This is a genomic window from Streptomyces vulcanius (genome assembly GCF_042653945.1).
Lineage (GTDB): Bacteria > Actinomycetota > Actinomycetes > Streptomycetales > Streptomycetaceae > Streptomyces > Streptomyces mangrovi.
Window position 1 is genome coordinate 13,288 of sequence record NZ_JBHSFK010000039.1, and the last position, 25,694, is coordinate 38,981.

A 25,694-nucleotide genomic window follows, 5' to 3' on the forward strand; every position below is an offset into this window, starting at 1 on the left:
ACGATTTCGGTGACCTATTCGACCGGATTCCGGGCACCGCCGAGAGTAATGCGCGACAGCCGCGCCCGGGTGATGTCTCCTGACTCAGGCGTTGTCCGCAGGATTCTGCTGACGAGGGACTTCGGGTGCGCTGAGGGAGCCCAGCAGGGCCAGACCATCTGCGGAAGGAGAGCCCGGCTCTGCCTGCAGGATGACGAGCTGCTGTCCCGGGGCGCTGCGGATGTGGAGGGCTTCGTGCCGCAACTCCAGGTCGCCCACGACGGAGTGGTACATCTGCTTGACCTCGTAGGGCGGGACCCGGGCGTACTCGCGCGCCCACAGGGAGCGGAACTCGCCGCTGCGCACCGACAGTTCGCCGACGAGTTCCAGGATACGGGCATCCTCCGGGGTGCTCGCGGCGGTCTGCTGAAGGTCGGCGACCGCGCGATGCTTGGCCCGCTCGGCGTTCCGGTAGAAGGTCTTCGCTGCGGGGTCCAGGAAGAGCATGCGCAGCACGTTGTCGTGCTGGGCGAAGTCACGGTAGAGGGCGTTGGTCAGTGCGTTGGTGGCCAGCAGATCCTGGGCGTGGCCGATGATGAACGCCGGCGTCCTGGTCCAGCTCTCGATCAGCTGCCGCAGATGCGGGCGGACACGCTCGACCCGGGCGGGGGACTTCGTGCGGCGGCGAGCTGCCGGCCGGGCCAGCCGGAAGAGTTCCCGCTTGTCCTCCTCCGCGAGTCGCAGCACGCGGGCCATGGCCTCCAGCACCCGGATCGAGGGGCTGAGTTCACGGCCCTGCTCAAGCCGACTGTAGTAGCTCAGGCTCACACCCGTCAGCGCCGCGACCTCGTCCCGCCGCAACCCGGGCACCCTTCGGCGGCCGGCGCTGGGCAGTCCCGCGTCCGCAGGGCTGAGGCGTTCCCGGCGGGCGCGGAGGAACTGACCCAGCCCTTCCAGCGAGTCAGGGCGCGTGACGTTGTCCATGCTTCCGAGGCTAGGCGGAAAAGGACCGTGAATGGTCTTTCGATGGTGGGTGCGTTACACCCAGGAATGTGAGCCCACGGGTGACACCGGATGGGACGGACGGCGAAGGGCTTCCCGGCAGCCCGGCCTCTGCAGGAACCACACGAGGCCCGGAAAATCCCGCCAATCAGGACATGAAGGTACTACGCGTTCAAGATCCGCAGCCCAGTGTCACAGTGCGCGACCGGCAGGTCCCGTCGGCTGGAAACCAACTAGTCTTGCCGCATGAGCAATGGGACACCTTTGGGTGATTTCCTCAGAGCCCGCCGGGAAGCCCTCAAGCCGCAGGACGTCGGTCTGCCCGAATACGGGCGACGCCGGGTGCCGGGACTACGCAGGGAAGAAGTCGCGATGCTCGCCGGAGTCAGCTCCGACTACTACATCAGGCTGGAACAGGGGCGCGAGAACAGCCCCTCCCCACAGGTTCTCGAAGCCGTGGCCCAAGCACTGAAACTCGATGCGGAAGCCGCCGACCATCTCAACCGCCTCTGCCTCACCTCCTCACAGCGCCCGCGCGACTGGGGCCAGACGGACATCAGCCAACAGCTGTTGCAGCTGATGAACGGATGGGAGCACACGCCGGCCTTCGTCGTCGGCCCGGCCCTCGACATCATGGCGGCCAACTCCCTCGCCACGGCCCTCCACAGCGGGTTCGACCAGTTCGACAACCTCGCCCGCATGGTGTTCGCCGACCCGGCAGGACGCGAGTTCTACCAGGAATGGGAACGAGCCGCGCACTCCTGCGTCGCCGAACTCAGGGCCGCCTACAGCCACGATCCGGAATCGGCCCGCATCGCCGACGTCGTGGCGGAACTGTCCGCCCAGAGCGACGAATTCGCCGGAATCTGGAAGATGCACGAGGTCAAGAGCAAGTCCCAGGAAGGCAAGCATCTCAAGCACCCCCAGGTCGGAGACCTGCACATCAAGTTCGCGGCCTTCACGGTCAACGGGGCCCCGCACCAGCAGCTCGTGGTCTATCAGGCTGAACCAGCCAGCCCGACGGCAGCCGCCTTCGAGACGCTGAGGGCCATGGCCGCCGAGCCCAAGCAGGCCCAGGCGGTTGTGCCTGCGGCCGACCTCACAGCCCAGGGCCAGTAGCCGCGAACGGGAGCAGGTGAGCCTGGGCGGATGCTGGTCCTGGCGCACCCAGGAACAACGCGGCCTTCATAGCGTGCGGCCGGTCGGCGCGGTACGCCAGCACGCTGACTTGCTGTGGTAGGGGTCATGACCCCCACCACAGCCGTCACGGCGGGGTTTACGGTCACGGGCCGGGGGTGTTCGCTGGTGAGGGGGGAGCGTCGGCCGGGTACCGGTCGAGGTTGTGGAGGAGCTTGGCGCGCAGCGGGGCTGTGCCCAGGAGGCTGATCTCGTCGGTGATGGTCAGGGCCTGGGTCCAGGCGTGGTGGGCGGCAGTGGGGTCGGCTGCGGCGTGGTGGGTGTCGCCGAACTCGGTGAGGCAGATGGCTTCGTGGTAGCGGTTGTCGGTCTTGCGGTACAGGTCAATGGCTTGCCGATGGCAGTCGATGGCTTGCGGGTACTGGCCGAGGTGATGGTGGATGTAGCCGAGGCTGCGCCAGGTGTAGGCCTGGCCGTCGATGTCCCCGATCTCCTCGACCAGAGCGAGGGCTTGCCTGCTGCAGGAGAGGGCCGCCTGGCGGTGGTCGCCGAGTCTGACGCTGTACCGGCCGATGTGGGTGAGGGCGTCGGCTTGTCCGAGCATGTTGTGCGCGGCCCTGTAGTGGGTGAGGGCCTGGTGGGCGTGACCGAGTGCCTGCCGGTAGTCGCCCCGGTCCGAGGACATCCTGCCGAGGTGTTTGTGGATGCGAGCCTGGCCGGCGTGGTCGCCGAGGTCCTTGAACAGGTCCAGCGCGATCGCGTAGTGGGCGCCGGCATCGTCTGGGCGGTTCAGGTGGGTCTGGGCAAGTGCGAGGCCGCGATGGGCATTGGCCTGTCCGGTCTTGTCGTTGGTGCGCAGCGCGGCGTTCAGGGCGGTCGTGTGGGCGGCGGCCAGCGCAGGCCAGCGTCCTTGCCGGCTGAGGAAGGTTTCGACGGCCGTGGCCAGCTGCCAGGTGTGGGTCTCGAAGCCGGCGGGGGCCTGCTCGATGGCGGCGAGGACGACGGGGTTCTCGGCGGTGAACCAGGCCAGCGCCTCCCGACGATCCAGGAGTTCCTCAGCAGCGGCTCCCGGTTGAGCGGGGGCCGGACTGACCGGAACCCGTCTGCGGGGGGTCAGCAGCGCGTCGGCGGCGTGGGCGGTGTGCATGTAGTGGTCGAGCAGCCGGTGCGTCGCCGCGCGCCGGGTGGCAGCGCTGTCCTGCGTGGTGACCAGTTCGGTGGCGTAGATGCGGAGCAGGTCGTGGAGGGCGTACCGGCCCGGGGTGTGTTCGGTGAGGAGGTTGCCGCGGGTCAGTTCGGTCAGCAGGGCGCGGGTCCGGGTGGGTGGCAGGCCGGCCAGGGCGGCGACCGCGGGCAGGGCGGTGTCCGGTCCGGGGTGGAGTCCGAGGAGGCGGAAGAGCGGGGCGGCATCGGCGCTCAGAGCCTGGTATGACCAGGAGAACACCGCCCGTACCTGGGTGGCCGGGTCCCCGCCGTCCAGGGCGTCCAGGCGGCTGTCGGCTTCGCGTAGCTCGTGGGCGTGGGTGGTGAGCGGGATGCGGGGCTGGGCGGCGGCGCGGGCTGCCACGATCGCCAGCGCCAGCGGCAGTCCGGCGCACTGGGTGACGATCTCGTTGACAGCGGCGGGTTCGGCGGCCGTGCGGTGAGGGCCGAGGCGGCCGGTCAGCAGGTCCCGGGCCTGGCCGGGGGTGAGCAGGTCGACGGACAGCAGGTGGGCGCCCTCGGTCGCGGCCAGGCCGGTGAGGCGGTTGCGGCTGGTTATCAGGGCCAGACAGCCGGGGGTGCCGGGCAGCAGGGGGCGGACCTGTTCGGCGTCGCGGGCGTTGTCCAGTACCACCAGCACCCGTCGGCCGGCCAGCAGGCTCCGGTACAGGCCCGCCTGTGCTTCCAGGCTGTTCGGGATGCGGGCCGGGGGAACCCCCAAGGCGTCCAGGAACCCCCGGACCGCCTCGGCCGGGTCCGTGATCGAACCGCCGGGGACGAACCCGCGCAGGTTCACATACAGCTGCCCGTCGGGGAAGGCTTCCCGTACCCGGTGAGCCCAGTGCACGGCCAGTGCGGTCTTGCCGACCCCGGCGGTGCCCGACACCGCTGAGATGACCACCGCGGCAGGCCGCACCGGACCGGCCCCGGCCGCGGCGGGCAGGAGGTGGTCGAGCCGGGCGAGTTCGCCGTCGCGGCCGGTGAAGGCCGCGACGGACAGCGGCAGTTGTGCGGGGGGCGGGCTCGGCTGCGCCGGTGCTCCCGGCTGCGGGACGGTGTCCTGGCGCAGGACGGCGCTCTGGATCTCCCGCAGCGCCGGCCCGGGATCGATCCCCAGCTCCCGGGCCAGCCGGCCGCGGGTGCGGTGGTAGTGGTCCAGGGCTTCGGCGGAACGACCGCTGCGGTGCAGCGCGAGCATCAGCTGGCCGGCCAGACGTTCGTCCAGCGGGTGCGCCGCGGCGCGGGCCGACAGCTCCGGCAGCAGCGCGGTGTGCTGACCCAGACGTAATCGCAGGTCGCCCAGGTCCAGTTGGGCCGCCAGCCGTTCCTGGACCAGGGCGTCGCGCAGCGCGTTCAGCCAGGGAGTGTCCAGGGCGGCGAAGGGCTCCGCGCGCCACAGCCGCAGGCCCTGCTCGAACAGGGCCGCGGCGCGGGTGTCGTCGGCGGCGGCGCGGGCCTGTCCGGTCAGGCGGCGGAAGGAGTGCATGTCCACGGTCACGGTGCCGGCGGTGGTCAGGACGTAGCCGCCCGGCTGCCGGGCGATGACCGCCTCGCCGGTGGCGGCCAGGGCCTGTCTCAGTCGGGAGAGGTAACCGCGCAAGGTAGAGCGAGCCTGCCGCGGAGGACGCTCCCCCCAGACCCGGCCGATCAGCTGATCGACCGTCACCGGATGGTCGACGTCCACCAGCAGAACCGCCAGTACACCCCGCTGGCGGGCATGACCCAACGCCACAGGCCGGCCGTCGATGCTGCCCTCGACGCTGCCCAGCACACCGAATTCCACCGTCATCCTGACCGCACTCCCCCAGAGGCCGGATACCGCACACCCGTTCTTACCGGGTCCGGATGGCCGATACAACGTTTGTCCAACGTTTGTCCCTGACCGGCCTGCCACCTTGGTTCGAGGCAGCAAGTGCTCCGGAGGAACCATCCCCGTCGGCCGCCAAGCCGGCGGCGTCCGCACGGTTTCCGTCCCGGACCGGCGGAGAAATACCGACCCGCTTCCACCGGAACACAGCCGAGCAGAAACACTCGTCGAAGGAGAATCCTGAGATCATGCGTTCTACTCTGCGTAAGAAACTCGGCGGTTTAGCCGCCGCGGCACTACTGGCCGTCGCCGGTCTGGCCGCCACCGCACCAAGCGCGAACGCTCAGCCGGTGCCGGCTGCGTCCGCGTTCACTCCCATCAAGAATGTCGGCAACGGCCTGTGTCTCCAGCCCGCGGGCGGTTCCACGCAAGAGTTTGCGGCGATCGTACAAGAGACTTGTGTGTCCGGAAGTCTCGCACAAGGCTGGAGCTACACGGAGGTCGGCACCAACCACTACCGCTTCCTGAACCAGCTCAGCGGCTACTGCTTCGACGCCTTCGACGGTGCCTTCGACGGAGGACGCCTCCTGCAGGGCACCTGCACATGGATCAGCAACGAGGAATTCAACACCGACACAGCACTGCCTGACGTCGTGACACTGGAGTCCAGGGTCGGATTCCGTGACACCGGCTTCTGCATCGACGTGCCGGAAAGCCAGAACACCCGAGGACTGGCCATGCAGATCTGGGGCTGCAACGGGACCCTCGCGCAGCGCTGGATCGTCGGCTTCTAGCCTGGAAGACCGACGAACAGGCTGGGTGCTGGTCCCGCCGCTACGTCCGGGCGCTTCAGACCGGGGCCGCCAACGCGGTCCCCGCGTTCGAAGAGTACGCGCAGCTACGCACGGCGCTCCTGGATGTCGCCGACCGCATCATCACCCCGATCACCGCGCTGCCCAGCCAGGGCGAAGGCGACCCGGGTTCGGACTCCTTCGCCCTGGAAGCGCTCGGACGCATCTTCCTCGGCGTCCTGCACACCGAGGACGACGTGTGCCCGTCGTCGGCACCGGGCATCGCTGCGGCCATCATCAGCTTCACCGAAGAGATCCTCACCGAGGACCCCGAGGACGTCACGGACACCCTGAAGCAGCTGAGGGCTACCGCCTTGGACCAGGCCCGCAGTGCGCACCCCGCACCGCGTGCGCGCACCACCGCCATGTAGTACGCACCGGGCCGGTCGGTGCGGTGCGGGTGGTGCGCATGCGTTGCGCGCACCGCGGGCCGGTGGTGCGCACCAGGTCCGCACGATGCCGCGCACCACCCGCGCCGCGCACCGCACCTGATGCGCACCGGATCCGGCGTTTCCTGCTAGGTCGCCTGCCGACCGTCAAGTTCCCGCCGGGCGGCGAGAGCCCTCGCCAGCACCTTGGCCCGGTAGGGATTCGCGGCGCTGAGGGCCGTCGCCACCGCCACCGCCTCGTCCAAGAGGGCCAGCCGTTGCCCGGGCAGCTCCCGCACCAGCGGCGAGGCGCTGGCCTCCACCAGGACGTACGCCAGCTTCGACCCGTACACCTCCGGCTCGACCTGCGTCAGCAGGCGGTAGATCCACAGCCCTTCGACGCCGCGCACCACCCGCCGGTTGGCACCGAGCAGCTTGACCCTCGCCCGCAGAACCATGTCCTGATCCATCGATCCCCCTTCGTTCCCTCACCCCCGGCCCGCCCCGTCACGCGACGAGACAGCACAGCGAACGCGTCGGCAGCCGGGAACGGATGCCGACACGGACGTCGGAGAGTGGATGACGACGAGTCTGCGGGCGGACCACCACCTGCGACAAGTCCGAACGGACGTGCGCTCCGTCCTACCGAAAACCGCCTCCGAACAGGCATGATGGATCTGACACTCGCTGAGGACCGAGCTCGCGCCCGGGCGCGAGCAGCGCAGTCCGCGCATCGTGCGTGGCGCCGACGACGCGGATGCCGACTGCGGGCAGTTCACTCGCCGGCAGAACCCGCCCAGGGCATCAGGCATGCACCCGGCTGCGTACCCGGCGCCGTGCGAGGCGACCGACGGGCACCCCGTCCTGGCCCGGGTTCCCGGTACGCGGCCCCACAGGAAGCCGTCCGAGGAGGCATACGGCTGGGCACGGGAGCCGACCGATGCCGGGTGTATGAAGCACTGCCCGCACGATGCGCACCACCCGCACCGCGCACCGCACCTGATGCGCACCGGAACCCGGCCAGACGCCTGTATCACGCACCCCCTTGTCCGTCGCCTGTTCAGCATCCGCAGCGGCGTTGGTTCAGGGGAAACGTGCTGGATAGCGAACCCGGTCAAGAGAAGACGCGCCGCTGGCCCCCGCCGACAAGGGGTCGGCCGGGTGCCCTGCACACCCGGATTCCGGGCGGTGTCCATCCGGTGCGCAGGACGATACGGCGCATCGCGCAGGTGCGCATCGAGTGCGGCGGGGAGAGCGAACCGCATCGCCGGTACGCATCCGATGAAGTTCATCGTCCGCACCGATGCGGATCGAGTGCCGCATTGGAGTGCCGCAGCCGTGGAAAAGGGACAACGCCAACGTGTCCGCGTTCATCGGCAAGGCCGGAGCGGGTTGACAGCGGCCTGAGCGCGTGCGGCGGGATCTCCCGTCACGAGGCCAACCGTGTCCGGCAGGGCAGATGCAGGCCAAAGTCCGCGACGCTCGGCACGGCACCCCATCGCCCAGCCACCCCAACTTTTTCCGAGTCTCTGAGAGCTGCCCCGATGCCTGTTCCGCCCGGCAGCGGTCGTCTGCAGCGGACCAATATCCCCGGCTCTCACCTTCGAATTCGGTCGTCGTCAAAGGAGCTGGTCCAGGATCCAGGTGGTGACGGCGCGGGCGATGCCGGAGGCCAGGCCGCCGAGGACTGTACGGGCCAGGACCAAACGCTCGCGGCGTGTCAGGCGCGTGCGGGACATGAGGACCTCCACGGGTCGTCGTCAGCGGGTAGGCAGCCGGCCGGCTCGCTGTCCACGCTCGCCCCCGTGCGAAGATCACCTCCACTCTGCGATAAGTCATCACATGACCGTGGCATCAGTGCTGTTCAAGCCTCTTCCGCGACAGAGCGGGGAATGATGGTGCGATGAGTCGCGACATGGGGGACAGCCCGGCCAGCCGACCGCGGATGCTGAAGCGGGCTCAGGTGGGATGGCCCCGCCCGCTGCGGGAGCTCAAGGACCTGCTGTACGAGGTGTACCTGGCGGCGGGTGCTCCGAGCCTGGATGAGATCGCCGAGGCCATCAGCGCCGATGATGGTCTGCCGGGATCTCCTGGCCGGGATACCGTCCGCCGCTGCATCAGCGAACCGGTCCTGCCGCCCAGCCAGGCCGATACGGTCTCCGTCGCCGTTGTCCTGGCCCGCTCGGCTGCCTGGAACACGCAGGATCTGGCCGCTCGGGTCCGCAGCCTGTGGATCACAGCCCGGATGGCCACCGGCGCAGGCCGGCCAATAAGTGAGTTCGATGACCGGCTCGTCCTGGTCGACCTGGAAGTTCACCCAGCCCTCGACGCCGGTGCTGACGACGATCGGCTCAGCGCCCTGCCCGCCTACGTCGCGCGGGAATTCGACGCCCGGCTGAATGCGGTGATCGCTGACGCAGCCGCGGGGCAGAGCAGCATCGCGCTCCTGGTCGGCGGCTCCTCCACAGGCAAGACTCGGGCGATGTGGGAAGCAGTCAGACAACTGCCGGACAGATGGCGGCTGTGGCATCCCATTGATCCGACCCGCCCAGATGCGGCCCTGGCCGAACTGACCGATATCGCCCCGCACACCGTGGTGTGGCTCAACGAGGCCCAGGACTACCTGGGGTTGGACCCGCTGGGAGAACAGGTCGCCGCAGGCCTACGCAGCCTGCTGCGCGATCCCGGACGCGCCCCGGTTCTGATACTGGCCACCCTGTGGCCGGAGCACTGGGAGACCTTGACCATTTACACGGACTCAAGTCGACGCTCTCATACCCAGGAGCTGCTGAACAAGCACAAGATCGATGTTCCGGACGCGTTCACAAGCACAGAACTCGCTAGCCTCGCGGACACCGCCGACGCCGACCCCCGCCTCGGGGAGGCAGCCACACGCGCCCATGATGCCCAGATCACCCAATACCTGGCTGGAGTGCCGGTCCTCCTCGACCGCTACCACGGAGCCCGCGGCGCCACCCAGGCACTCATCCACGCCGCGATGGACGCTCGCCGCCTCGGCGCTGGCCCCCACATTCCCCTGGCTTGGCTGGCCGACGCCGCCCCCGGCTACCTCACCGACACCGAGTGGAATCAGACCCCCGACAACTGGCTGCCACAGGCCCTCGCCTACGTCACCACTCCCTGCAACGGCATCCCCGGCATCCTCTCCCCCGTCAAGACCAGCACCCCCCGCAACCACCGCCCGGCTACCGCCGGTTCGACCGCCTGGCAACCCACCCAGACCGTCCAGGCAACGCAATACCAGTTGGCCGACTATCTCGATCAGTACGGCCGCCTCCACCGAGCCGACCAGATACCCCCCATCGACTTCTGGACCGCAGCCGCCTCCCACGCCCACCCCGCCGACCTGACCGATCTCGGCAACTCAGCCAAGAATCGCGGTCTGTACCGTGACGCCGCCCAACTCCACAAACGCGCCACCGCCCACGGCAGCCCTTACGCCGCACGCGCCCTGGTCCACCTCTTCCACACCCTGCATCCCACCGACCAGCGCCCCTCCCAGTGGGCCGTCGCCCATGCCACCCTCGACGACCCGGAGGTAGTGTCCTCGCTGCTGGGTGGGCTGCTCGAAGCGGGGGCGGACCAGCAGATCGCCACCCTGCTCGCCCGCGACCCCGCAACCCACGCCCACCTCGACAGCCCGGACGCTGTGGCCCGGTTGCTGGGTAGGTTGAGCAAAGCGGGGGCGGACCAGCAGATCGCCACCCTGCTCGCCCGCGACCCCGCAACCCACGCCCACCTCGACAGCCCGGACGCTGTGGCCCGGTTGCTGGCAGCCCTACGCGAAGCCGGAGCAGACCAGCAGTTCGCCATCCTGGCCGAACGGGCCGTCGCTCATGCTCGCCTCGATCGTCCGGGGGCCATGAGCCAGCTGCTGGCAGCTCTTCACAAGGGCGGAGCTGACCGGCAGGCCGCCGTCCTGGCCGAACGGGCCGTCGCTCATGCCACTCTCGACGACCCGAACGCCGTGGCCCAACTACTGGGCGGGCTGCGCAAAGCGGGGGCGGACCAGCAGATCGCCACCCTGCTCGCCCGCGACCCCGCAACCCACGCCCACCTCGACGACCCGGGCGCTGTGCGTCGGCTCATGGAAGAACTGCGAGGCGCTGGGGCGGATCAGCTGGCCGCCGTCCTGGCCGAACGGGCCGTCGCTCATGCCACTCTCGACGACCCGGACGCTGTGGCCCAACTACTGGGCGGGCTGCGCAAAGCGGGGGCGGACCAGCAGATCGCCACCCTGCTCGCCCGCGACCCCGCAACCCACGCCCACCTCGGTCAACTGGGGGCCGTGGCCCGGCTGCTGGCAGCACTACGCGAAGCCGGAGCAGACCAGCAGATCGCCATCCTGGCCGAACGGGCCGCACCCCAGGCCGCCCTCGACAACGCGCACGAAGTGGCCTGGCTGCTGGAGGAACTACGCAAGGCCGGAGCGGACCACCAGACCACCGTCCTGGCCGAGCGTGCCGCCACCCATGCCCGCCTCGATCATCCAGGCGCCCTGACCCGGCTGCTGGAGGAACTAGGCAAGGCCGGGGCGGATCAGCAGATCGCCGCTCTGCTCGCCCGCGACCCCGCAACCCACGCCCGTCTCGATCATCCGGCGGCCGTGGCCCGGCTGCTGGAACATCTGCGGGTCATTGGGGCGGATCGCCAGGCCGCCATTCTGGCCGAACGTGCCGCCACCCGCGTCGCTCTCACTGACCCGGGTGCCGTAGCCAGGTTGCTGGGTGGGCTGCGCAAAGCTGGGGCGGACCAGCAGATCGCCACCCTGCTCGCCCGCGACCCCGCAACCCACGCCCACCTCGACGACCCGGACACCTTGACCTGGCTATCGGTCAGGCTTCGAGAGGTTGGGGCTGATCAGCAAGTCAGTACTTTGGACGAACGGCTTCCTGCCGCAGGGTTCTTCGCACAGCTCACCGAAATCAGTGATCACCGGAAGCGGTTTCGATTCGGACGGGAACCCGACGGGTCTGCCTCCCCTAGATGGACGTGGAACGACCTGTAGAGATCACACAAGGACATCCCCAACGGCCGCGCGTGGACGCCCGTCACCCGGCACGGCATCGATGTCGTCGTTGCCGGAACCACCGCAGAGCACTTCGTGATCCTCCTCGCCCTGGGCGACGACTAACGAGGCCGGAGCATCTCGGAGTGTGACCTCTCGTCCTGGCCAATACCTCGGCCTCCCGAAGAGCCACTATCGTGCAGCCGTGACCGGATCTGCTGCACAGCGTCCAGTGCTCTTCCTTGATGTCGACGGGCCGCTCATTCCATTCGGGACAGCACCGCAGGAGCATCCGGACGGGCATCCGACCTATGAGACAGGTCCCGAACCACTGGGAACCGACTCGAATCCGCTTCTGGCCAGGATCAATCCCGAGCACGGGCCCCGATTGACGGCGCTACCGTGCGATCTGGTCTGGGCCACGACATGGATGGCCGACGCGAACGCGTGCATCGCGCCACGGATCGGCCTGCCGCAGCTGGCAGTGGTGGTCTGGCCGGAGCCCTCCGACGAAGACGAGCGGGCCGAGCGGGCCGGGCTGCACTGGAAAACCCACGCTCTCATCGGCTGGGCAGCCGGGCGCCCATTCGCCTGGGTCGACGATGAGATCACGGACACCGATCGCGCCTGGGTTTCCGCGCACCACCAAGGACAAGCCCTCCTCCATCGTGTCGACCCCCGCCGCGGCCTCATCGACCCGGACTACGTCGCTCTCAACGAGTGGTTGCACCAGATCCACGGGACGCCCCACCCGCATAGCGCTGCTTGAAAATGCCCGAGCACCAGGCCGCCCGCGACACGAACATGGGCTGTCCCGCCAGCCATCAGTAGCGTCCGTCGAGAGCTTCGACGAGGCAGCGGAGTTCACGTGCCCGCCGTCGGGACATCGCCAGAATCACCGCTTCGAGGTACCCGCGGGCCCGCCACGGGTCTCCGCAACATGCCCACTCCGTGCAGCCGCCGCTCTCGTCGTCCCACAGGCGTCGGTTCGGCTGGTGGACGAAGCTTCTCCAGCGCACCATGGCCGACCCGATCGAGCCCGGCCACAGGTACTTCTTTTGACGTTCTATCCGTCGAACTTCAGCGAGAGCTGCCGAGGACAAACCATGGATGATCGTGATGTCGTCCTGCATCCGGGGCCGGCGCGGAAGCTCGGCACGGACACGGCCAGGCCGTCTACGCGGCATCGGCCTTTCTGATGATCGTCATACCGGTCATCATCCCACCAACTGGCACCGTCCGACCAGACCATAGACCGGTCTCATGGTCCTGCGGACACGCCCTGACATCTCATCAGGGGCGCACAAGATGCCCCACGCGCCCCGCTGCAATCCTTCGCAACCACTACTCACAGTGAAGAAGGTGCCGACGACTCCACCCACAAGACTCCGCTGGACAAGGTCGGATAAGCGTGTGTCAGATGCCCACAACTCCGGCCCGATCCCGTCCAGATGCCCCGGCTTGAGGAGATCCACGACAACCTCCTCGACCGCCTGAAGGAGGCAAGGGGCCAGGGATGGCTCGGCGAGGTCGCCGCTATCGAGGCGAGCATGGCCGCCGCCGAAGACAAGCTCGCCTCCATGCGCGAGATGGCCGCCAAGCACACCACCACAAGCCTCGGCATGCCCGACTTCCACCCGTCCGTCGGCCGACGCGCATCCGGCAGCTGACACACCTTGACGAGGCCAAACCACCCGTGCACGGGCTGGGCAGCCAGCACAGACTGGCTGGCTTTCGGAGAGGCAATCAGCGGCCCGTTGCCCGAACAGGCAACGGGCCGGATCGGATCATCGAGGGTCGGCGTTCTAACTGGCCGTTCTCTATCCGTTCGTGTGCTCGGTCCGCTTCGAACAGCCCGCTGGATCGGGTGAGTTGGGCGACATCGGGGCATGAACGAAGGGCCTCTTGGTAGCTCGCGGTTGTCGAGTCCAGCGAGAAGCAAGAGGCCCTGTTGTCGAAGTTTCGCGTGGTCGTGGTTGCCGGGTCCAGTCCCTCCACTCCTGGGTGTGACTGTCTCGCCCACAGGTTCGGGAACGCGGCCGACCGGCCGGAGCACCGGCCCCGGTACGGCTCGGACATAAGCGATATGGAGTGGGCCCTGGTGCGGGATCTGCTGCCGGTGCCGGGATGGCTGGCGGGCCGGGGCGGCTGTCCGGAGGGCTACTGCCACCGTCAGATGATCGATGCCGTGCGCTACCTCGTCGACAACGGCATCAAATGGCGGGCGAAGCCCTGCGACTTCCCGCCCTGGCCGCGGATGCATGCCTTCTTCGCCCGCTGGCGGGACGCGGGGGCTGGTGACCGAGATGCACGATCGACTGCGCGGGGCCGTCCGTGACGCTGAGGGACGTGACCAGGAGCCGAGTACGGCGGTCGTGGACTCGCAGTCGGTGAAGGCGGACGCCACTGTTGCTCACCACTCGCGGGGGTTCGACGCAGGGAAGAGGATCAACGGGCGCAAGCGGCACTTGCTGACCGACACTCTCGGGCTCCTGCTGGCCGTGTTGGTCACGCCGGCTTCAACGACCGACCGGGATGCCGCCCGCGTCCTCCTACCTGCAGCGAAGAATCACTTCCGGCGGCTGGCGCGCGTCTGGGCCGACGGCGGTTACACCGGCCGCCCTCACCGACTGGACCACCCAGCACCTCGGAGTCGTCCTCGACATCGTCCGCCGCAGCGACGACGTCCAAGGTTTTCAGGTCCTGCCCCGCCGATGGGTCGTCGTGCCTACTACGGCAGGTTGGACTCGTCCGCCTTGCGGAAGATGTCTCCGCACGTAGGGGAGGGCACCGACTCGCGGGCTGCAAGGACGGTCAGCGTATGGCGCACTTCCGTGCTCAGCCGAACGAGCTGGAGACTGGTCTGGCCGCCCTTATAGGCGTGCAGGCGGAAGACTTTGACCGCGATTTCGTCGCGGTCGTCGGCGAAGGTGTCTGGGAGCCCGGCGAGTAGTTCGAAGTCTTGCTTGCCGGTCGCCGCGTCGGCCACAGCGCTGAGGGGCAGGGTCTCGAACTCTGATGCGGACAAGGAAGCGTCCACCGCGACAGCGTGGGCGGCTAAGGCCGCGAAGACCTCAATGAGTCGTTCCCCCACCGCCACGTCAATGCCCCAGGAGTGCAGCCGCTCTCGGCGGCGATCCTGGCGCCATGGCTCCTGGTCCAGCAATTGCAGCAGGACGCGACCCAGGTACGCGCAGCGACGCCACAGCGTGTCGTGGTCCCAGGTCATGATCGATCCTCTCTGCAGCAGTTGGAGGGCCTGCCGCCCGAGCGGCAGGCCCTCCAACTTCCCACTACACGCAGGCTAGCTACAGGACGGGGCTGGAGCGGTGCCTGAGGTGCAGAGCTCGGGGCTGCGGTCAACAGGTCACAGGACTCTCGTCCCACAAGTCGATGACCAGGTTGTGGTCACGTTCCTGGGTCCTCTTCCACTTGTCCCACCACTTCGTGGTCGGCCCATCCATGCTGGAGGGGATGCACAGGATCCACATCTTCACCGTGTGCCCGTGCTCGGCCGCCTGCTTGATCACCGACTGGAAGGACTCTCTGATCGTTCTCTGGTGTGAGGTGCCCGCCGTGTCTGGTGAGCCACGAAACCGATCGGCAGCACACCAGCCGCCATCGCCACGTGATCTTTCACGGCACCCCCAGCGCACGGTACCCGCTGCTCTCAGCCCGTGCCTCTTCCGTGACACAAAGTCAGGAGTGGCACCGTACGTTGTTCTCCTCTATCGATGAAGGGGATGCCCAGTGGCTCTTTGGCATCTGACGGGCGCTTACCGCTCCACGCTCGATCGGCACAGTTCGGTACACATCGCCTTGCGTGATGAGGTGCCGTGTGCGGTGGTCTACCACTCGCAGCGGTGGGGCAGCTGGCGAGCGGCCCGGATGAGGTCTTCCGTGCGTGGGTGGTACGGGACCTTGAACCAGTCCGGGGAGAGGGCGACGGCCGGGGTGTTGCCGTAGTAGTGGGCGCCCCAGCCCGTGTGCGGGGTCAGCCCCAGTCCATGGCGGGCGACGCGGGGCGTCTGCTTCACCGAGCTCGCGCAGCGGGATGTCGTAGGGGTACCAGACGTAGGCCACCATGCGGTCGCCCACCCACCACGTGTCCTCGTGGTCCACCTTCAGCTTCCCGCCGAACGACGGCACGTCCGGGGTGAGGGAGCATTCGTCCCACCGGTGGCCGTCGAAGTCGCGCTCGGACTTGCCGAAGTTCGGGTGGCACTTCGGGAGCTTCCCGCGCGGCTTACGACGCTCCACGTTGTCCTGGTGGATCAGATGGCAGGCCTCACGGAACGGGCGACCGTGGTAGCGACTGGTGGTGATGCCGTGCCCCTTCTCCAGGATCTCCACCATCGCGTCGCGGATGTCGAGGTACGAGAACCGCTCCTATTCACGGCGCCGCGGGATGCCTGATGTCATGGCTGTGCTCCTCCCGATGTCTACCGGATCAACGCCACCGATATGAACATCGCATCGAGGACGGCCCTTGGCGCCACCCGATCAGCCGAGCCGAACAGGCGTCGGAGGTGTTCCTTCGCCGCGGCCCGGGCACGTTCGGCGTCCAAGCCGTCATCAAGAGCCTCCAACGCGGCGGCCGCCGACACCCGAACGGAACGGGGCAGACCGTCATAGGCGGAGAGCCGGTACGCGACGGTGCGACGGGCCTCCTGCGCCTCATCGCTCACCCCATCAGCGGTGAGAGGGAAACCGCAGCCTCGTACATCGCGATGCTCACAAGGACCACGTCGGCGATCCCCTCCGCACAGCCGTCACCCCTGACCGCCCGGACGGAAGTCACCGCGGGCCGGAGGCGGGCGACCATTCCGAAGCCCGCTCCCACCCCGGCGGCACCCGAACCCACCAGGGCACCCGCCCAGTCGGCCACAACGAAGCCGAAGCAGGCTCCGCTACCCACCACGCACACCAGCACCGCGATGGTCCTCACGTACAACGGGTACGGAGCGGGATCGTCATGGCCAGCAGTATACCCACGCCCTCGGGGACGGCGGCCGGGGCCCTCGTGTCGTCTGCGGGCGGAGTTGCACCTCTCTCCCCGGGCGATGCGCAGCCACTCGGGTGGCGGACATGGCGGGTGGAAGGGATCGGGGGTGACATGGACGCTGCCGGAACCAATGCTGACCACCCCCGTGCCCGTGCCCGATCTGCGGCCTGGCAGTGCTGCGGAGCCGAAGTTATCGACAGGGTTTTGTGTTGTCCGTTGTCCATCGCGAGCTCGGCCTCTCTGCCCCGGCCAAGGCGCCTGCATGGGGCAGTGTTGGACTGCCAGGGGGCGTTGTCCGTCGAGGCTGGCACCGTGGTGCTGCGCTCACGCCGGGGCACCGCCATGGGGCCGGCCTTCCCCGAGATCGTGGCCGCAGCCGGGCGGCTGCCGGACGCGATCGCGATCGACTGCGTTATGTGACCTGTGGGGGTGTCTCAGCCCCAAGGTGTCTCAGGCGGCGCAGCTCTCATGGACGAGATGTGACGGGCGTCGCGGCCACGTGCCGCAGCGGCCGCTCAGAGGTGGCCGTCCAGGAACTTCCGTACCTCGGCGATGGTCATAGGCCCCGTGCCGTGCGCCACCGCCTCTCCCTCCTTCAGCAGGACGTAGGACGGGGCTCCGGTGATCCCGTATCGCTCGGTCGCGGCCGGACAACGCGTGATGTCGGCGCGGACGGCCGTCAGGCGGCCCGTGTAGTCGTCGGCGATGCCACCCACGACGAGGTCCATCACCCGGCAGGGCTCGATCGCCTTGGGCCATGTCCCGGTGAAGTATGCGAGGACCGGAACTGTGCTCATCCCGAGGATGAAATTGAACTCCGCGTCCTCACGGGGTCGGTGAACCCGCTGTGCCATGGAAGCTCCTGACCTCACGTTCCGTCATTCCATCCCCATCATCCCTCGCGCGGTGTGCCAGGCCGGCCCGGTCGGTCGTCCGGTTGACCTGTCGGAAGGGAGGCATGGGGCCGTCGCAGAACCACGGTGGTCCCCGGCGCGAGCGGCCCGGCCCCCCGCCCCTGGTGACCCGGCCTGGCCGCCCCGCCGGTCACCCAGCTGCAGCCCGCCGCGCGCCCGTGGGTCAGCTCGTGCCAGGACAGCACCCTCCACGACGACATGAACGCCGTTTTCCAGGGCATGACGTCCCAGTCCCAGATCACCAACCAGATGCTCGACGAGCGGGCCGGTGCGCATCGTCCACCGGATCCAGTCGAGCCGTATCCGCCACCGCGCTTCTCAGAGACAGCGCCCCGACGGGCTTCCCGATGCCTTGTCTCGTCTTCACATCAACCCCCGGTCTCCAGCTGGCTCATACCGGTCTTCCCCGGGCCGCATGAGCCAGCTGATGGCACCGAGAACGAGGCATGATTCCTGGAACTCTCGCGGGACGCGGTCGTGGACGGTCGAAGTACGCGTCAGCTGACCCGAAGACCGACCGCCAGCGTCAGTTCAAGGACCCGGTGTGGCGATGCGAGATCCGGAAACAGCTCCCGCAGCTGCGACATCCGGTACCGGACCGTCTGGGGATGGACGAACAACGCCGCCGCCACCTCGTCCCGCCTGCCCTGGTGCAGCAGCCACGCCCGCAACGTCTCCTCCAGCCGCCGTGCGGTCGCGACAGGCAAGGTCCGCAACGGTGCGAGGGCTCGGGCACGCAGGTCTGCGAACGCGTCCACATCGGCGCTCAGCACCAGCTCGGGCAGGTGGTCCTCGGTGTCGCGAATATCAGAGGAGAGGGAGCGCGCGCGTACGGCTCGTGCGTAAGAGGCGGACGCACGAGTCCATGGCCGGGCCGGGCCGACCACGGCGGTGCGGTCGGTCAGCTGCCGCAAGAGATGTGATCGGTCGGCATCGGGGACGAGCAGCACACCGGTGGCGTCCGGCAGATCGTCGAGGACGAGGGTGCTCGGGTCGAGTGCGCGGTAGGCAGGCCGGGCCTGGGCGGCGGGCAGCAGGACCGCGGTCAGTGAAACCGGAGGCTGCCACCCGGCCCGTTGAGCAGAGGCCAGCAGCACGTCCGGGCTCGCGCCGGCGAGGAGGTCGCGGGCCAGGTGTTCCAGGTGGCGCTCGTGGTCCCTGCCCCGGGCGGCCAGTTCGTCGGCATGGCCCGCGGCGCTCGCGGCGGAGAGCTCGTCGATGTAGGCGAAGGTCAGCTCGGCGAACTTGGCGACCTCGGCGGCGGGCAGACCTGCGGGTACGGCACCCGCTGCCAGGCATCGCCAGGCCACGCGGGCGCCGACGCGGTAGGCGCTGAGCAGGGCGTCCATCGAACGGCCGTCGCGCACCTCGCCGCGGCCCAGCTCGTAGGCTGCGTCACCGGCGTCGCCGCCCGTGGCGTCCCCGCTCGCGAGGTCCAGGTAGTGCCCCAGGGCGGTGCGGACGGCTCGGCGGATGGTGCCGCCCATGTGCCCCGAAAGGGCGTTGGCGTAGGGAGGGACCTCGTCGATGATCGCCTGGACGACCTCGTCGGCGGTGCTCTTCAGCGCGGCCCGAAGCGCGGTGACCGTCGTCTCGTCCAGGGCCAGTTCGCTGGCCCTCCGGATTGCATGGCTCACGTTTTTGTTCCCTGCGAACAATTCAGCCGACCAGATTTACGTCCTACGGTCAGGACTTTACGCCCTGAGGCGCAGCAAGCTGGAGTCATGACGAGTACAGCCCTCCGCAGCAGGGCGTGGAAACTGCTGGAGATGGTCACGACGCCGCTGCTGCCGTCGGACTACCTCGACCTGGTCAGCCCGCTGCGCGCGGGCGCTGACCTGCGTGGGCGCATCGAGGCCGTGCACCCCGAGACGGGTGACGCCGCGACTATCGTGATCAGGCCGGGACGGGGCTGGCGCGGCCACACAGCCGGTCAGTACGTGCGGATCGGGGTCGACGTCGACGGGGTGCGCCTGTGGCGTGCCTACTCCATCACCTCGCCGACAAACCGCCAGGACGGCCGCGTCACGATCACCGTGAAGGCGATCCCGGACGGCAAGGTCAGCAACCACCTGGTCCGCAGGGCGAAACCGGGCACGCTGATCCAGCTCGACCAGGCGACCGGTGACTTCGTGCTGCCGCAGGCCAAGCCCGCCAAGGTGCTCTACCTGACGGCCGGCAGCGGCATCACGCCCGTGATGGGCATGCTGCGCGACATCGAGTTCGACGACGTCGTCATGGTCCACTGCGCGCCACAGCCGCAAGACGTGATCTTCCGCGACGAACTGCACGACCTGGTCGCGGACAAGAAGCTGCGGCTCACCGAGGTGCACACCGACACAGACGGCATGCTCGACATCGCCCGTCTCGACGAACTCGTACCCGACTGGGCCGAGCGCGAGACCTGGGCCTGCGGGCCCGCGGGCCTGCTCGACGCCGCCGAAGAGCACTGGACCGAGCACGCCGTACAAGAGCGTCTGCACACCGAACGCTTCCGCCCCGGCATCGTCGTCGCCGGCGACGGTGGCTTGGTCACGTTCAGCGCCACCGGCAAGACCGTCGACGCGGACGGCGCCACGCCGTTGCTGGACATCGGCGAGGAGGCCGGCGTGCTCATGCCCTCCGGGTGCCGCATGGGCATCTGCTTCGGCTGCATCACGCCGCTCAAGGCCGGCGCCGTCCGCGACCTGCGCACCGGCGAGATCACCGAGGCCGAGCCGGGCGTCCTCATCCAGACCTGCGTGTCCGCCGCCGCGGGCCCCTGCGACATCGAACGGTAGGAGCACCTTGACCGCCATCGACCCCACCGCCCACCTGACCGCGGAGCAGATCGAGGAGCTCGGCCGCGAGCTGGACGCGATCCGCGACGAGGTGATCGCCGGCCGCGGCGAGAAAGACGCCGCCTACATCCGCAAGGTCATCTCGGCGCAGCGCAAGCTCGAACTGGTCAGCCGTGGCGTGCTGCTGTTCTCGATCTTCCCGCCCGCATGGCTGATCGGCACCGCCGGTCTGTCCGTGGCGAAGATCATGGACAACATGGAGATCGGCCACAACATCCTGCACGGCCAGTGGGACTGGATGCGGGACCCGAAGATCCACTCCACCACCTGGGAGTGGGATCACGTCTCGCCGTCCGAGCAGTGGAAGCACTCGCACAACGAGCTGCACCACACGTACACCAACGTGATCGGCAAGGACAACGATCTCGGCTACGGCATCATGCGCGTCGACGAGGACCAGAGGTGGCACCCGTTCCACCTCGGCCAGCCGCTGTGGAACTTCCTCAACGCCTGCTTCTTCGAGTACGGCATCGCGGCGTACGACCTGGAGCTCGGCAAGAACCTGCACAAGCGCCGCCGCAACAACCCGGAGTTCCGCGCGCGGGTCAGGGCCGTGGGCCGCAAGATCCGCAAGCAGGTGCTCAAGGACTACGTGATCCACCCGCTGCTGTCGGGCCCGTCGTTCCTCACCACGCTCGCCGCCACGTTCACCGCGAACCTGGTCCGCAACCTCTGGACCCACTCGGTGATCATGTGCGGGCACTTCCCCGAGGGCGTGCAGGTCTTCGAGCGCCGGTCGATCAAGGGCGAGACGCGCGGCCAGTGGTACCTGCGCCAGATGATGGGCTCGGCGAACATCAGCGGCAGCAAGGCCATGCACTTCATGACCGGCAACCTGTCGCACCAGATCGAGCACCACCTGTTCCCGGACCTGCCGAGCAACCGGTACGCCGAGGTCGCGGTGAAGGTGCGCGCGCTGTTCGAGAAGTACGAGCTGGAGTACGTCACCGGGCCGCTGCCCAAGCAGGTGTTCTCCGCGTGGCACAAGGTCTTCCGGCTCTCGCTGCCGAACAAGAAGCCCAAGGTCAAGACGCCGGACCGCGAGCAGGAGCTCGTCGCGGCCTGATTCCCGGTATTGGTTCAGATCTTTCGGCCGTATCGGCGGCACCGCCGGTTTCGGTGAGATTCGTTGCGGACGGTGGGCGGCCGGGACATCAGACCGTACGACACGGGATCCGGGCAGCCCGGTGTCCGGCTGCGCTGCCTGGACGTGCGCCAGGAGCTCAGCACACGGCCCCCGGCGAGGTGTTGCAGTGCGCTGACCTGCCGCGGTCGAGCCGGTAGTCGGGTGCGTACACGCACTCGGTTTGCCGACGGGCGGGCTGGATGGAAGGCATGGGCTGTGACGTGGACACTGCCGGAACCGATGCTCGCCGCCCCTGTGTCCGACCCTGCGCTGCTGCCGGGGTGGGCGGGTGAGCCGAAGTTGTCGAACGCTTGCACCCACGGGTGAAGCACGATCACCTGCTGCCAAGAGGCGCCACCGAGCGCAACGCCGGGGGCGCACGTCAGCAGTACCGGGAGGCCACGGTCCGGGCTCAGCTGTCGGCCGCTGTCGGTTACTGGAAGGGCCGGTCGTGCTCGCCGCTATTCGTTGTCGGTCAAGTCACCCCTACCTGCACCTGTCCCGGTAGGGCGACGTATCGGGGTCCCGGCAGCGTGAACTGGTGGTCCGGGGTTCAGGATCCGGTGCGATAGCGGGTGAGCATGAGGGCGACGGCTTCGTCCACGATCGTGGTGTCGGTGGGGTCGGGCGGGACGAAGTCGGTGCGTACGAGTTGAGGCCACAGGAGCTGGCCGCAGATCATGCCGAGGAACTGTTCGGCCACTGCGGATGCCGGCTGTGTCTGTCCGTCGGCCGAACGGAAGTCGAGTGTGCCGGCCTGCGCTTCGGCGTCCAGGTAGTCGCGGAGCCGGTCGAAGAAGGGTCCGCGGTCGATGGCGAAGCCGGTGCCGACGATGTCGGCGAGTTCCGGCATCTGGGGAAGTTCGGTGATGATGAGGCGGCACAGCGCCGCCGTGCCGGGGCGCGAGACCAGGCAGGCGTAGTCGCGGCCGATGTGGTCCAGACCGTACCGGGGATCACCGGGCGGGGGCGGTTCGGCGTACTGCACATCCAGCTGCCACTGTTCGGAGGTGACGGCCGCGAACAGCGCGGCCTTGGACGGGTACCGCTTGAAGAGGGTGCCGGTGGAGACGCGCGCCTCCCGGGCGATCTGGGCCAGGGAGGTCTTGTCGTATCCCCGGGCGAGGAAGAGGTCGCGGGCGGCGCGGATGATGCGCGCGCGGTTCTCCGCTTTGATCTGCGCGTGATACCCGGCCTGGCACGTATCGCCACCGGTTTCCGCTCGGTCACGGTCCGCCACCGACATACCCACGCCCCTCGCCCGTCTCCCAGCCGCATCCTCGCTGTCAGAGAACGGTCTGGCCACCGTCCAGGATAAGGTCCTGGCCCACAGCGAAGGCGGAGACATCGGAGGCCAGGTACACGACGGCTTCCGCGACCTCCTCGGGCAGACCCATGCGCCCCAGAGGAATGCCGGAGCTGATCGCCTCCAGAACCGCCGACTGCTGCGCGGGATCCTCGATCCCGAGCTTCGAGTACAGCGGAGTGTCCACCGGGCCGGGACTGACCGCGTTGAACCGGATGCCGTGCGACCTGAGCAGGTCCGCGTTCCACGACCGCATCAGGGAACCGACAGCCGCCTTCGTCGCGGCGTAGGCGTTCGACTGCCCGTAGCCGCCGTGCGCGCTGTTGGACGCGTTGAGGATGACCGAGGACGGGTTGGCCAGCACGGGCGCCAGGGCCTGCGTGAGAAAGAAGACGCTCTTGACGTTGATGTCGAAGAGCCGGTCGAAGCTGTCCTCCGTGTGGTCCTCGAACGGCCGCCAGTCCGAGACGCCGGCGTTCAGGAACGCCACGTCCAGCTCCCCGAAGTGCTCACGCACCCGCTCCGCCAGGCCGCGCTGCGCATCGAGGTCGCGCGCATCGGCCTGCACCACCGGCACCTTGTCCCCGAGGATCTGCCGCGCCTTGTCGATGCTGGCCGGGGTGACGCCTGTGACCAGCACGTCGGCCCCCTCCGCGATAAAGCGCTGCGCGGTCTCCAGACCGATCCCACTCGTGCCGCCGGTGATGAGGGCGCGCTTGCCCGCAAGACGATTCATGTTCATTGTTCCTTGCCGAGGCGTGAGGTAAGTCGATGGACTTACCAAGTGAAGGTAACTCCCGCACCACCCTTGAGGCAAGTCGATCCACTTACCATCGGTGGTCTGGAGCGGTTCGGCCATGCCGGAGAAGGTGGCCGACACCGGCTCGAAGGCCATGTCGCTGCTGTCCGCGAGGAGCCGGGTGATGGTGGTCTTCCCGACGCCGGGCGGCCCGCAGGATGGTGGGGCTGAGGCGCTGCTGGGCGACCGTGCCGGCCCGGTAGCGGCGTCTGCGGCCAGGAGGTGGTCCTGCCCGACGATGTCTTCCCGCTTTGCGGGGCGCAGGCGGTCGGCGACCGGCCGGGAGGGCTCCTCGTCGAAGAGCGGCAGGATCACTGCGGTCGGTCCGTCGGCCTCTCGGGTCGCAGGCGGGCGTGTGCGGACGGGGCGAGCCCTTTCGCGGGACGCTGACGAGCGAGGGCTCAGGCGTTCGCGGGGCATCTCGCGGCGCTCATCGGGCACCGGGGCGGTCGCGTCGCGGCAGCCGCTCGGCGACCAGGTCGTAGGAGTCCTCGACCGCGTCGGTGACCAGCCGCTCGGTGATGCCGGGTCCCGGCCCGAGTGAGATCCAGTGGCGTTTGTCGAGATAGCGGCCCGGTGTGATCGAGGCGTAGCCGCGTACGTGAGCGCGGGCGTGTTCGGGTTCGCACTTGACCGTGATGATCCGATCGTCCGGGTCGTCGGTGACGATGTCGGTGACGATCAGGAACACCTTGCCCGCGACCTTGTACACGTCGAGTCCCGGGGTGAAGGGGTAGCCGTGGCTGACGTCGGGGAGGGCCAGGGCCGCCTGGCGGGCGGCGTCCTGGAGACGGTCACCGGCCGTGTTCACCGGGCCGCCCGCGTGCCGGTGCCGTAGGTCGTGCCGGTGCCGTAGGTGTGCGGGTCGACAGGCCGCTCGGCCCTGGGCAGATGGGCGACGACGAGCCGGTAGGAGTCGGTGACGAGCTCCCCGACGAGCTCCTTGTCGACGCCTTCTCCGCTCTCCAGGGTGATCCAGTGCTTCTTGTTCATGTGGTAGCCGGGGGTGATGTGGCTGTACTGCTCCCGCAGGGCGTGGGCCTCGCCGGGGTCCGCCTTGAGGATCACGACGGGACGCCCCGGGACTTCGGTCATCAGCATGAACACCTTGCCGCGTACCTTGTAGACCTCCCAGTCGGGGCCGAAAGGGTGCTCCAGCTGGGCTCCGGGCAGTTCCTCCGCGCAGTCGGCGGCGGTCTTGTGCAGGGCCGATCCGTTCATGGGTGGTGAGCCTTCTCAGGTGGTGACGGACTGTGGCATCGAAGGAGGCGGAGGGCGCGCCGCGCGGGCGCGGTGGCACGTCCCATCCTTCCGTCGAAGCCGACGGGAAGGGCGGTAGGCTGCGGACACGTGATGGTCGACAAGCGACACTCCGGGCCGAGCGGGCCGAGCGGGCAGGCCGGACCAGCCGCGGTTCCGCTGTACGGTTTCCAGCCCCCGGTCGGTACTCCGTACGGCCTTGAGGTGAGTACCGTCGAGGATTTCTTCGCCCAGCACGACGACTGGCCGTGGAACCCGCCCCGTCCGGGCCGTGCCACCTTCCACTACCTGATCCTGGTCACCGAGGGTGAGTTGCGGCACGACGTCGACCACGTCACGCGGACCGTCGACCCTGGCCAGTGGCTGTGGGTGCGTCCCGGGCACGCGCAGTGCTGGCATCCGCCCGGCGCGGCCCGCGGCCCGTTCATCCTGTTCGAACCGGACGTGCTGCGGCCCGACCTCGCCCGTCTCCTGGCCCCGCTCACCGCGCACGAGGCCCCTGCCGTGCTCAGCCCGCACCCCGACGACACCGCCTGGCTCCAGCAGACGGCACTCCAACTCCTGGATGAACACCGCGCACTGGGGCGCCGCCCCCTCGACATCCACCACGCCCTGCGGCGCAGCCTGCTCGAATCGCTGCTGCTGCGCCTGGCCAACTCCCCGGACATCGCCCCCATCGGCACGGCCACGGCCGGCACCGGCCGTGCCGGCAGGTACGGAGGCTTCCTGGACGCCTTGGAGCTGCATTTCCGCGAACTGCACCAAGCCGCGGACTACGCCGAGTTGCTCGGCTGTTCGGTCCGCACCCTGAGCCGTGCCGCCCGGGACGCCACCGGCAAGGGGGTACGTGAACTCATCGACGAGCGGCGCCTCCTGGAAGCCCGGCGCCTGCTGGGAGGCGCCCGGTGGGATGCCCGGACTGTGGCCGTCCACCTCGGCTTCACCGACCCCGCGAACTTCGGCCGCTTCTTCCGCGACCGCACCGGTCTCACCCCGGCCGCCTTCGCAGCCGGCGAGGCCACGACCGTCCCCCCTCCCCTCCCTGGTTGACGATCCCGGTGGTTTCGG

The 25,694-nt window shown here is 68.8% G+C and carries 26 protein-coding genes and 1 pseudogene; 13 read left to right on the plus strand and 14 right to left on the minus strand.

Going from position 1 to position 25,694, the window contains the following annotated elements:
• Positions 1-84: 84 nt before the first annotated feature.
• Positions 85-963 (minus strand): helix-turn-helix transcriptional regulator, encoded by an 879-nt coding sequence (locus tag ACFPIH_RS42060; RefSeq protein WP_381183264.1) that lies wholly within the window; start codon positions 961-963, stop codon positions 85-87.
• A gap of 264 nt (positions 964-1,227) precedes the next feature.
• On the opposite strand from ACFPIH_RS42060, the gene ACFPIH_RS42065 reads away from it, so the two are divergent.
• Complete coding sequence (locus ACFPIH_RS42065; RefSeq protein ID WP_381183266.1) at positions 1,228-2,100, plus strand: helix-turn-helix transcriptional regulator; 873 nt, start codon at positions 1,228-1,230, stop codon at positions 2,098-2,100.
• A 163-nt stretch (positions 2,101-2,263) separates the two neighbouring features.
• Here the strand turns inward: ACFPIH_RS42065 and ACFPIH_RS42070 are convergent, their stop codons facing one another.
• Entirely contained in the window at positions 2,264-5,110 is a 2,847-nt protein-coding gene (locus ACFPIH_RS42070; RefSeq protein ID WP_381183268.1) for an AfsR/SARP family transcriptional regulator, read from the minus strand.
• A gap of 56 nt (positions 5,111-5,166) precedes the next feature.
• Between ACFPIH_RS42070 and ACFPIH_RS42075 the strand changes: the two genes are divergently transcribed.
• Together ACFPIH_RS42075 and ACFPIH_RS42080 are read left to right on the plus strand one after the other, a co-directional pair.
• Positions 5,167-5,922 carry an RICIN domain-containing protein gene (locus tag ACFPIH_RS42075; protein ID WP_381183270.1) on the plus strand — a complete coding sequence of 252 codons (756 nt, stop codon included), beginning with the start codon at positions 5,167-5,169 and terminating at the stop codon, positions 5,920-5,922.
• Between the two features lie 254 nt (positions 5,923-6,176).
• On the plus strand, positions 6,177-6,350 hold the full coding sequence (locus tag ACFPIH_RS42080) for a hypothetical protein (RefSeq protein ID WP_381183272.1): 174 nt from the start codon (positions 6,177-6,179) through the stop codon (positions 6,348-6,350).
• A 146-nt stretch (positions 6,351-6,496) separates the two neighbouring features.
• On the opposite strand, the gene ACFPIH_RS42085 is transcribed toward ACFPIH_RS42080, so the two are convergent.
• Entirely contained in the window at positions 6,497-6,817 is a 321-nt protein-coding gene (locus ACFPIH_RS42085; protein ID WP_381183274.1) for a hypothetical protein, read from the minus strand.
• A gap of 1,541 nt (positions 6,818-8,358) precedes the next feature.
• Here ACFPIH_RS42085 and ACFPIH_RS42090 point away from each other — a divergent pair.
• Positions 8,359-11,376: a hypothetical protein gene (locus ACFPIH_RS42090; protein WP_381183276.1), complete on the plus strand. Its 3,018-nt coding sequence runs from the start codon at positions 8,359-8,361 to the stop codon at positions 11,374-11,376.
• A 205-nt stretch (positions 11,377-11,581) separates the two neighbouring features.
• The gene (locus ACFPIH_RS42095) at positions 11,582-12,145 is read left to right on the plus strand and encodes an HAD domain-containing protein (protein ID WP_381183277.1); all 564 of its coding nucleotides are present in this window, start codon (positions 11,582-11,584) and stop codon (positions 12,143-12,145) included.
• A 55-nt stretch (positions 12,146-12,200) separates the two neighbouring features.
• Here ACFPIH_RS42095 and ACFPIH_RS42100 read toward each other — a convergent pair whose 3' ends face one another.
• Positions 12,201-12,509, minus strand: coding sequence for a hypothetical protein (locus tag ACFPIH_RS42100; RefSeq protein WP_381183279.1), 309 nt, complete (start codon positions 12,507-12,509; stop codon positions 12,201-12,203).
• Between the two features lie 318 nt (positions 12,510-12,827).
• On the opposite strand from ACFPIH_RS42100, the gene ACFPIH_RS42105 reads away from it, so the two are divergent.
• The 3 genes and pseudogenes from ACFPIH_RS42105 to ACFPIH_RS42115 all read left to right on the plus strand — a co-directional run.
• Positions 12,828-13,046, plus strand: coding sequence for a hypothetical protein (locus ACFPIH_RS42105; RefSeq protein WP_381183281.1), 219 nt, complete (start codon positions 12,828-12,830; stop codon positions 13,044-13,046).
• 416 nt (positions 13,047-13,462) lie between these two features.
• Positions 13,463-13,714 carry a transposase gene (locus tag ACFPIH_RS42110; protein ID WP_381183283.1) on the plus strand — a complete coding sequence of 84 codons (252 nt, stop codon included), beginning with the start codon at positions 13,463-13,465 and terminating at the stop codon, positions 13,712-13,714.
• Positions 13,683-13,958: pseudogene (locus ACFPIH_RS42115) on the plus strand (transposase); the annotation flags it as partial. The gene ACFPIH_RS42110 and the pseudogene ACFPIH_RS42115, both read left to right, overlap by 32 nt.
• A 149-nt stretch (positions 13,959-14,107) precedes the next feature.
• Here the strand turns inward: ACFPIH_RS42115 and ACFPIH_RS42120 are convergent.
• Together ACFPIH_RS42120 and ACFPIH_RS42125 are read right to left on the minus strand one after the other, a co-directional pair.
• Positions 14,108-14,605, minus strand: a complete 498-nt coding sequence (locus tag ACFPIH_RS42120; RefSeq protein ID WP_381183519.1) for a hypothetical protein — start codon at positions 14,603-14,605, stop codon at positions 14,108-14,110.
• A 619-nt stretch (positions 14,606-15,224) separates the two neighbouring features.
• A complete protein-coding gene (locus ACFPIH_RS42125; protein WP_381183285.1) occupies positions 15,225-15,413 on the minus strand; it encodes a hypothetical protein in 189 nt (62 codons plus the stop codon).
• Positions 15,414-15,555: 142 nt separating this feature from the next.
• Here ACFPIH_RS42125 and ACFPIH_RS42130 point away from each other — a divergent pair, with 142 nt between their 5' ends.
• Positions 15,556-15,792 (plus strand): hypothetical protein, encoded by a 237-nt coding sequence (locus ACFPIH_RS42130; protein ID WP_381183286.1) that lies wholly within the window; start codon positions 15,556-15,558, stop codon positions 15,790-15,792.
• 26 nt (positions 15,793-15,818) lie between these two features.
• Here ACFPIH_RS42130 and ACFPIH_RS42135 read toward each other — a convergent pair whose 3' ends face one another.
• Positions 15,819-16,064 carry a hypothetical protein gene (locus ACFPIH_RS42135; RefSeq protein ID WP_381183288.1) on the minus strand — a complete coding sequence of 82 codons (246 nt, stop codon included), beginning with the start codon at positions 16,062-16,064 and terminating at the stop codon, positions 15,819-15,821.
• Positions 16,061-16,324: a hypothetical protein gene (locus tag ACFPIH_RS42140; RefSeq protein ID WP_381183290.1), complete on the minus strand. Its 264-nt coding sequence runs from the start codon at positions 16,322-16,324 to the stop codon at positions 16,061-16,063. The genes ACFPIH_RS42135 and ACFPIH_RS42140 overlap by 4 nt, the downstream gene beginning before the upstream one ends.
• A gap of 348 nt (positions 16,325-16,672) precedes the next feature.
• Between ACFPIH_RS42140 and ACFPIH_RS42145 the strand changes: the two genes are divergently transcribed.
• Positions 16,673-16,801 carry a hypothetical protein gene (locus ACFPIH_RS42145; protein WP_381183292.1) on the plus strand — a complete coding sequence of 43 codons (129 nt, stop codon included), beginning with the start codon at positions 16,673-16,675 and terminating at the stop codon, positions 16,799-16,801.
• Positions 16,802-16,896: 95 nt separating this feature from the next.
• Here the strand turns inward: ACFPIH_RS42145 and ACFPIH_RS42150 are convergent, their stop codons facing one another.
• Both ACFPIH_RS42150 and ACFPIH_RS42155 read right to left on the minus strand, forming a co-directional pair.
• Positions 16,897-17,235, minus strand: a complete 339-nt coding sequence (locus tag ACFPIH_RS42150) for a thioredoxin family protein (protein ID WP_381183294.1) — start codon at positions 17,233-17,235, stop codon at positions 16,897-16,899.
• A 557-nt stretch (positions 17,236-17,792) separates the two neighbouring features.
• Positions 17,793-18,932, minus strand: a complete 1,140-nt coding sequence (locus ACFPIH_RS42155) for a PucR family transcriptional regulator (protein WP_381183296.1) — start codon at positions 18,930-18,932, stop codon at positions 17,793-17,795.
• A gap of 87 nt (positions 18,933-19,019) precedes the next feature.
• Here ACFPIH_RS42155 and ACFPIH_RS42160 point away from each other — a divergent pair, with 87 nt between their 5' ends.
• Together ACFPIH_RS42160 and ACFPIH_RS42165 are read left to right on the plus strand one after the other, a co-directional pair.
• A complete protein-coding gene (locus ACFPIH_RS42160) occupies positions 19,020-20,075 on the plus strand; it encodes a ferredoxin reductase (RefSeq protein ID WP_381183298.1) in 1,056 nt (351 codons plus the stop codon).
• A gap of 7 nt (positions 20,076-20,082) precedes the next feature.
• Positions 20,083-21,201, plus strand: a complete 1,119-nt coding sequence (locus tag ACFPIH_RS42165; protein WP_381183300.1) for a fatty acid desaturase family protein — start codon at positions 20,083-20,085, stop codon at positions 21,199-21,201.
• A gap of 613 nt (positions 21,202-21,814) precedes the next feature.
• On the opposite strand, the gene ACFPIH_RS42170 is transcribed toward ACFPIH_RS42165, so the two are convergent.
• The 4 genes from ACFPIH_RS42170 to ACFPIH_RS42185 form a co-directional block, all read right to left on the minus strand.
• Entirely contained in the window at positions 21,815-22,507 is a 693-nt protein-coding gene (locus ACFPIH_RS42170; protein ID WP_358342372.1) for a TetR/AcrR family transcriptional regulator, read from the minus strand.
• Between the two features lie 40 nt (positions 22,508-22,547).
• The gene (locus ACFPIH_RS42175) at positions 22,548-23,681 is read right to left on the minus strand and encodes an SDR family oxidoreductase (protein ID WP_381183302.1); all 1,134 of its coding nucleotides are present in this window, start codon (positions 23,679-23,681) and stop codon (positions 22,548-22,550) included.
• A 115-nt stretch (positions 23,682-23,796) separates the two neighbouring features.
• Entirely contained in the window at positions 23,797-24,177 is a 381-nt protein-coding gene (locus ACFPIH_RS42180) for an MmcQ/YjbR family DNA-binding protein (protein WP_381183304.1), read from the minus strand.
• Positions 24,174-24,587 carry an MmcQ/YjbR family DNA-binding protein gene (locus tag ACFPIH_RS42185; protein ID WP_381183306.1) on the minus strand — a complete coding sequence of 138 codons (414 nt, stop codon included), beginning with the start codon at positions 24,585-24,587 and terminating at the stop codon, positions 24,174-24,176. The genes ACFPIH_RS42180 and ACFPIH_RS42185 overlap by 4 nt, the downstream gene beginning before the upstream one ends.
• A 243-nt stretch (positions 24,588-24,830) precedes the next feature.
• Here ACFPIH_RS42185 and ACFPIH_RS42190 point away from each other — a divergent pair, with 243 nt between their 5' ends.
• Positions 24,831-25,676 (plus strand): helix-turn-helix domain-containing protein, encoded by an 846-nt coding sequence (locus ACFPIH_RS42190; protein ID WP_381183308.1) that lies wholly within the window; start codon positions 24,831-24,833, stop codon positions 25,674-25,676.
• The last annotated feature ends 18 nt before the right edge of the window (positions 25,677-25,694 follow it).

Excerpts from the sequence above, each read along its gene's own strand:
- ACFPIH_RS42060 (WP_381183264.1), bottom strand. The coding sequence starts at position 963 with ATGGACAACGTCACGCGCCCTGACTCGCTGGAAGGGCTGGGTCAGTTC.
- ACFPIH_RS42065 (WP_381183266.1), top strand. The coding sequence starts at position 1,228 with ATGAGCAATGGGACACCTTTGGGTGATTTCCTCAGAGCCCGCCGGGAA.
- ACFPIH_RS42070 (WP_381183268.1), bottom strand. The coding sequence starts at position 5,110 with ATGACGGTGGAATTCGGTGTGCTGGGCAGCGTCGAGGGCAGCATCGAC.
- ACFPIH_RS42075 (WP_381183270.1), top strand. The coding sequence starts at position 5,167 with ATGGCCGATACAACGTTTGTCCAACGTTTGTCCCTGACCGGCCTGCCA.
- ACFPIH_RS42085 (WP_381183274.1), bottom strand. The coding sequence starts at position 6,817 with ATGGATCAGGACATGGTTCTGCGGGCGAGGGTCAAGCTGCTCGGTGCC.
- ACFPIH_RS42100 (WP_381183279.1), bottom strand. The coding sequence starts at position 12,509 with ATGCAGGACGACATCACGATCATCCATGGTTTGTCCTCGGCAGCTCTC.
- ACFPIH_RS42105 (WP_381183281.1), top strand. The coding sequence starts at position 12,828 with ATGCCCCGGCTTGAGGAGATCCACGACAACCTCCTCGACCGCCTGAAG.
- ACFPIH_RS42110 (WP_381183283.1), top strand. The coding sequence starts at position 13,463 with ATGGAGTGGGCCCTGGTGCGGGATCTGCTGCCGGTGCCGGGATGGCTG.
- ACFPIH_RS42120 (WP_381183519.1), bottom strand. The coding sequence starts at position 14,605 with ATGACCTGGGACCACGACACGCTGTGGCGTCGCTGCGCGTACCTGGGT.
- ACFPIH_RS42150 (WP_381183294.1), bottom strand. The coding sequence starts at position 17,235 with ATGGCACAGCGGGTTCACCGACCCCGTGAGGACGCGGAGTTCAATTTC.
- ACFPIH_RS42160 (WP_381183298.1), top strand. The coding sequence starts at position 19,020 with ATGACGAGTACAGCCCTCCGCAGCAGGGCGTGGAAACTGCTGGAGATG.
- ACFPIH_RS42170 (WP_358342372.1), bottom strand. The coding sequence starts at position 22,507 with ATGTCGGTGGCGGACCGTGACCGAGCGGAAACCGGTGGCGATACGTGC.
- ACFPIH_RS42185 (WP_381183306.1), bottom strand. The coding sequence starts at position 24,587 with ATGAACGGATCGGCCCTGCACAAGACCGCCGCCGACTGCGCGGAGGAA.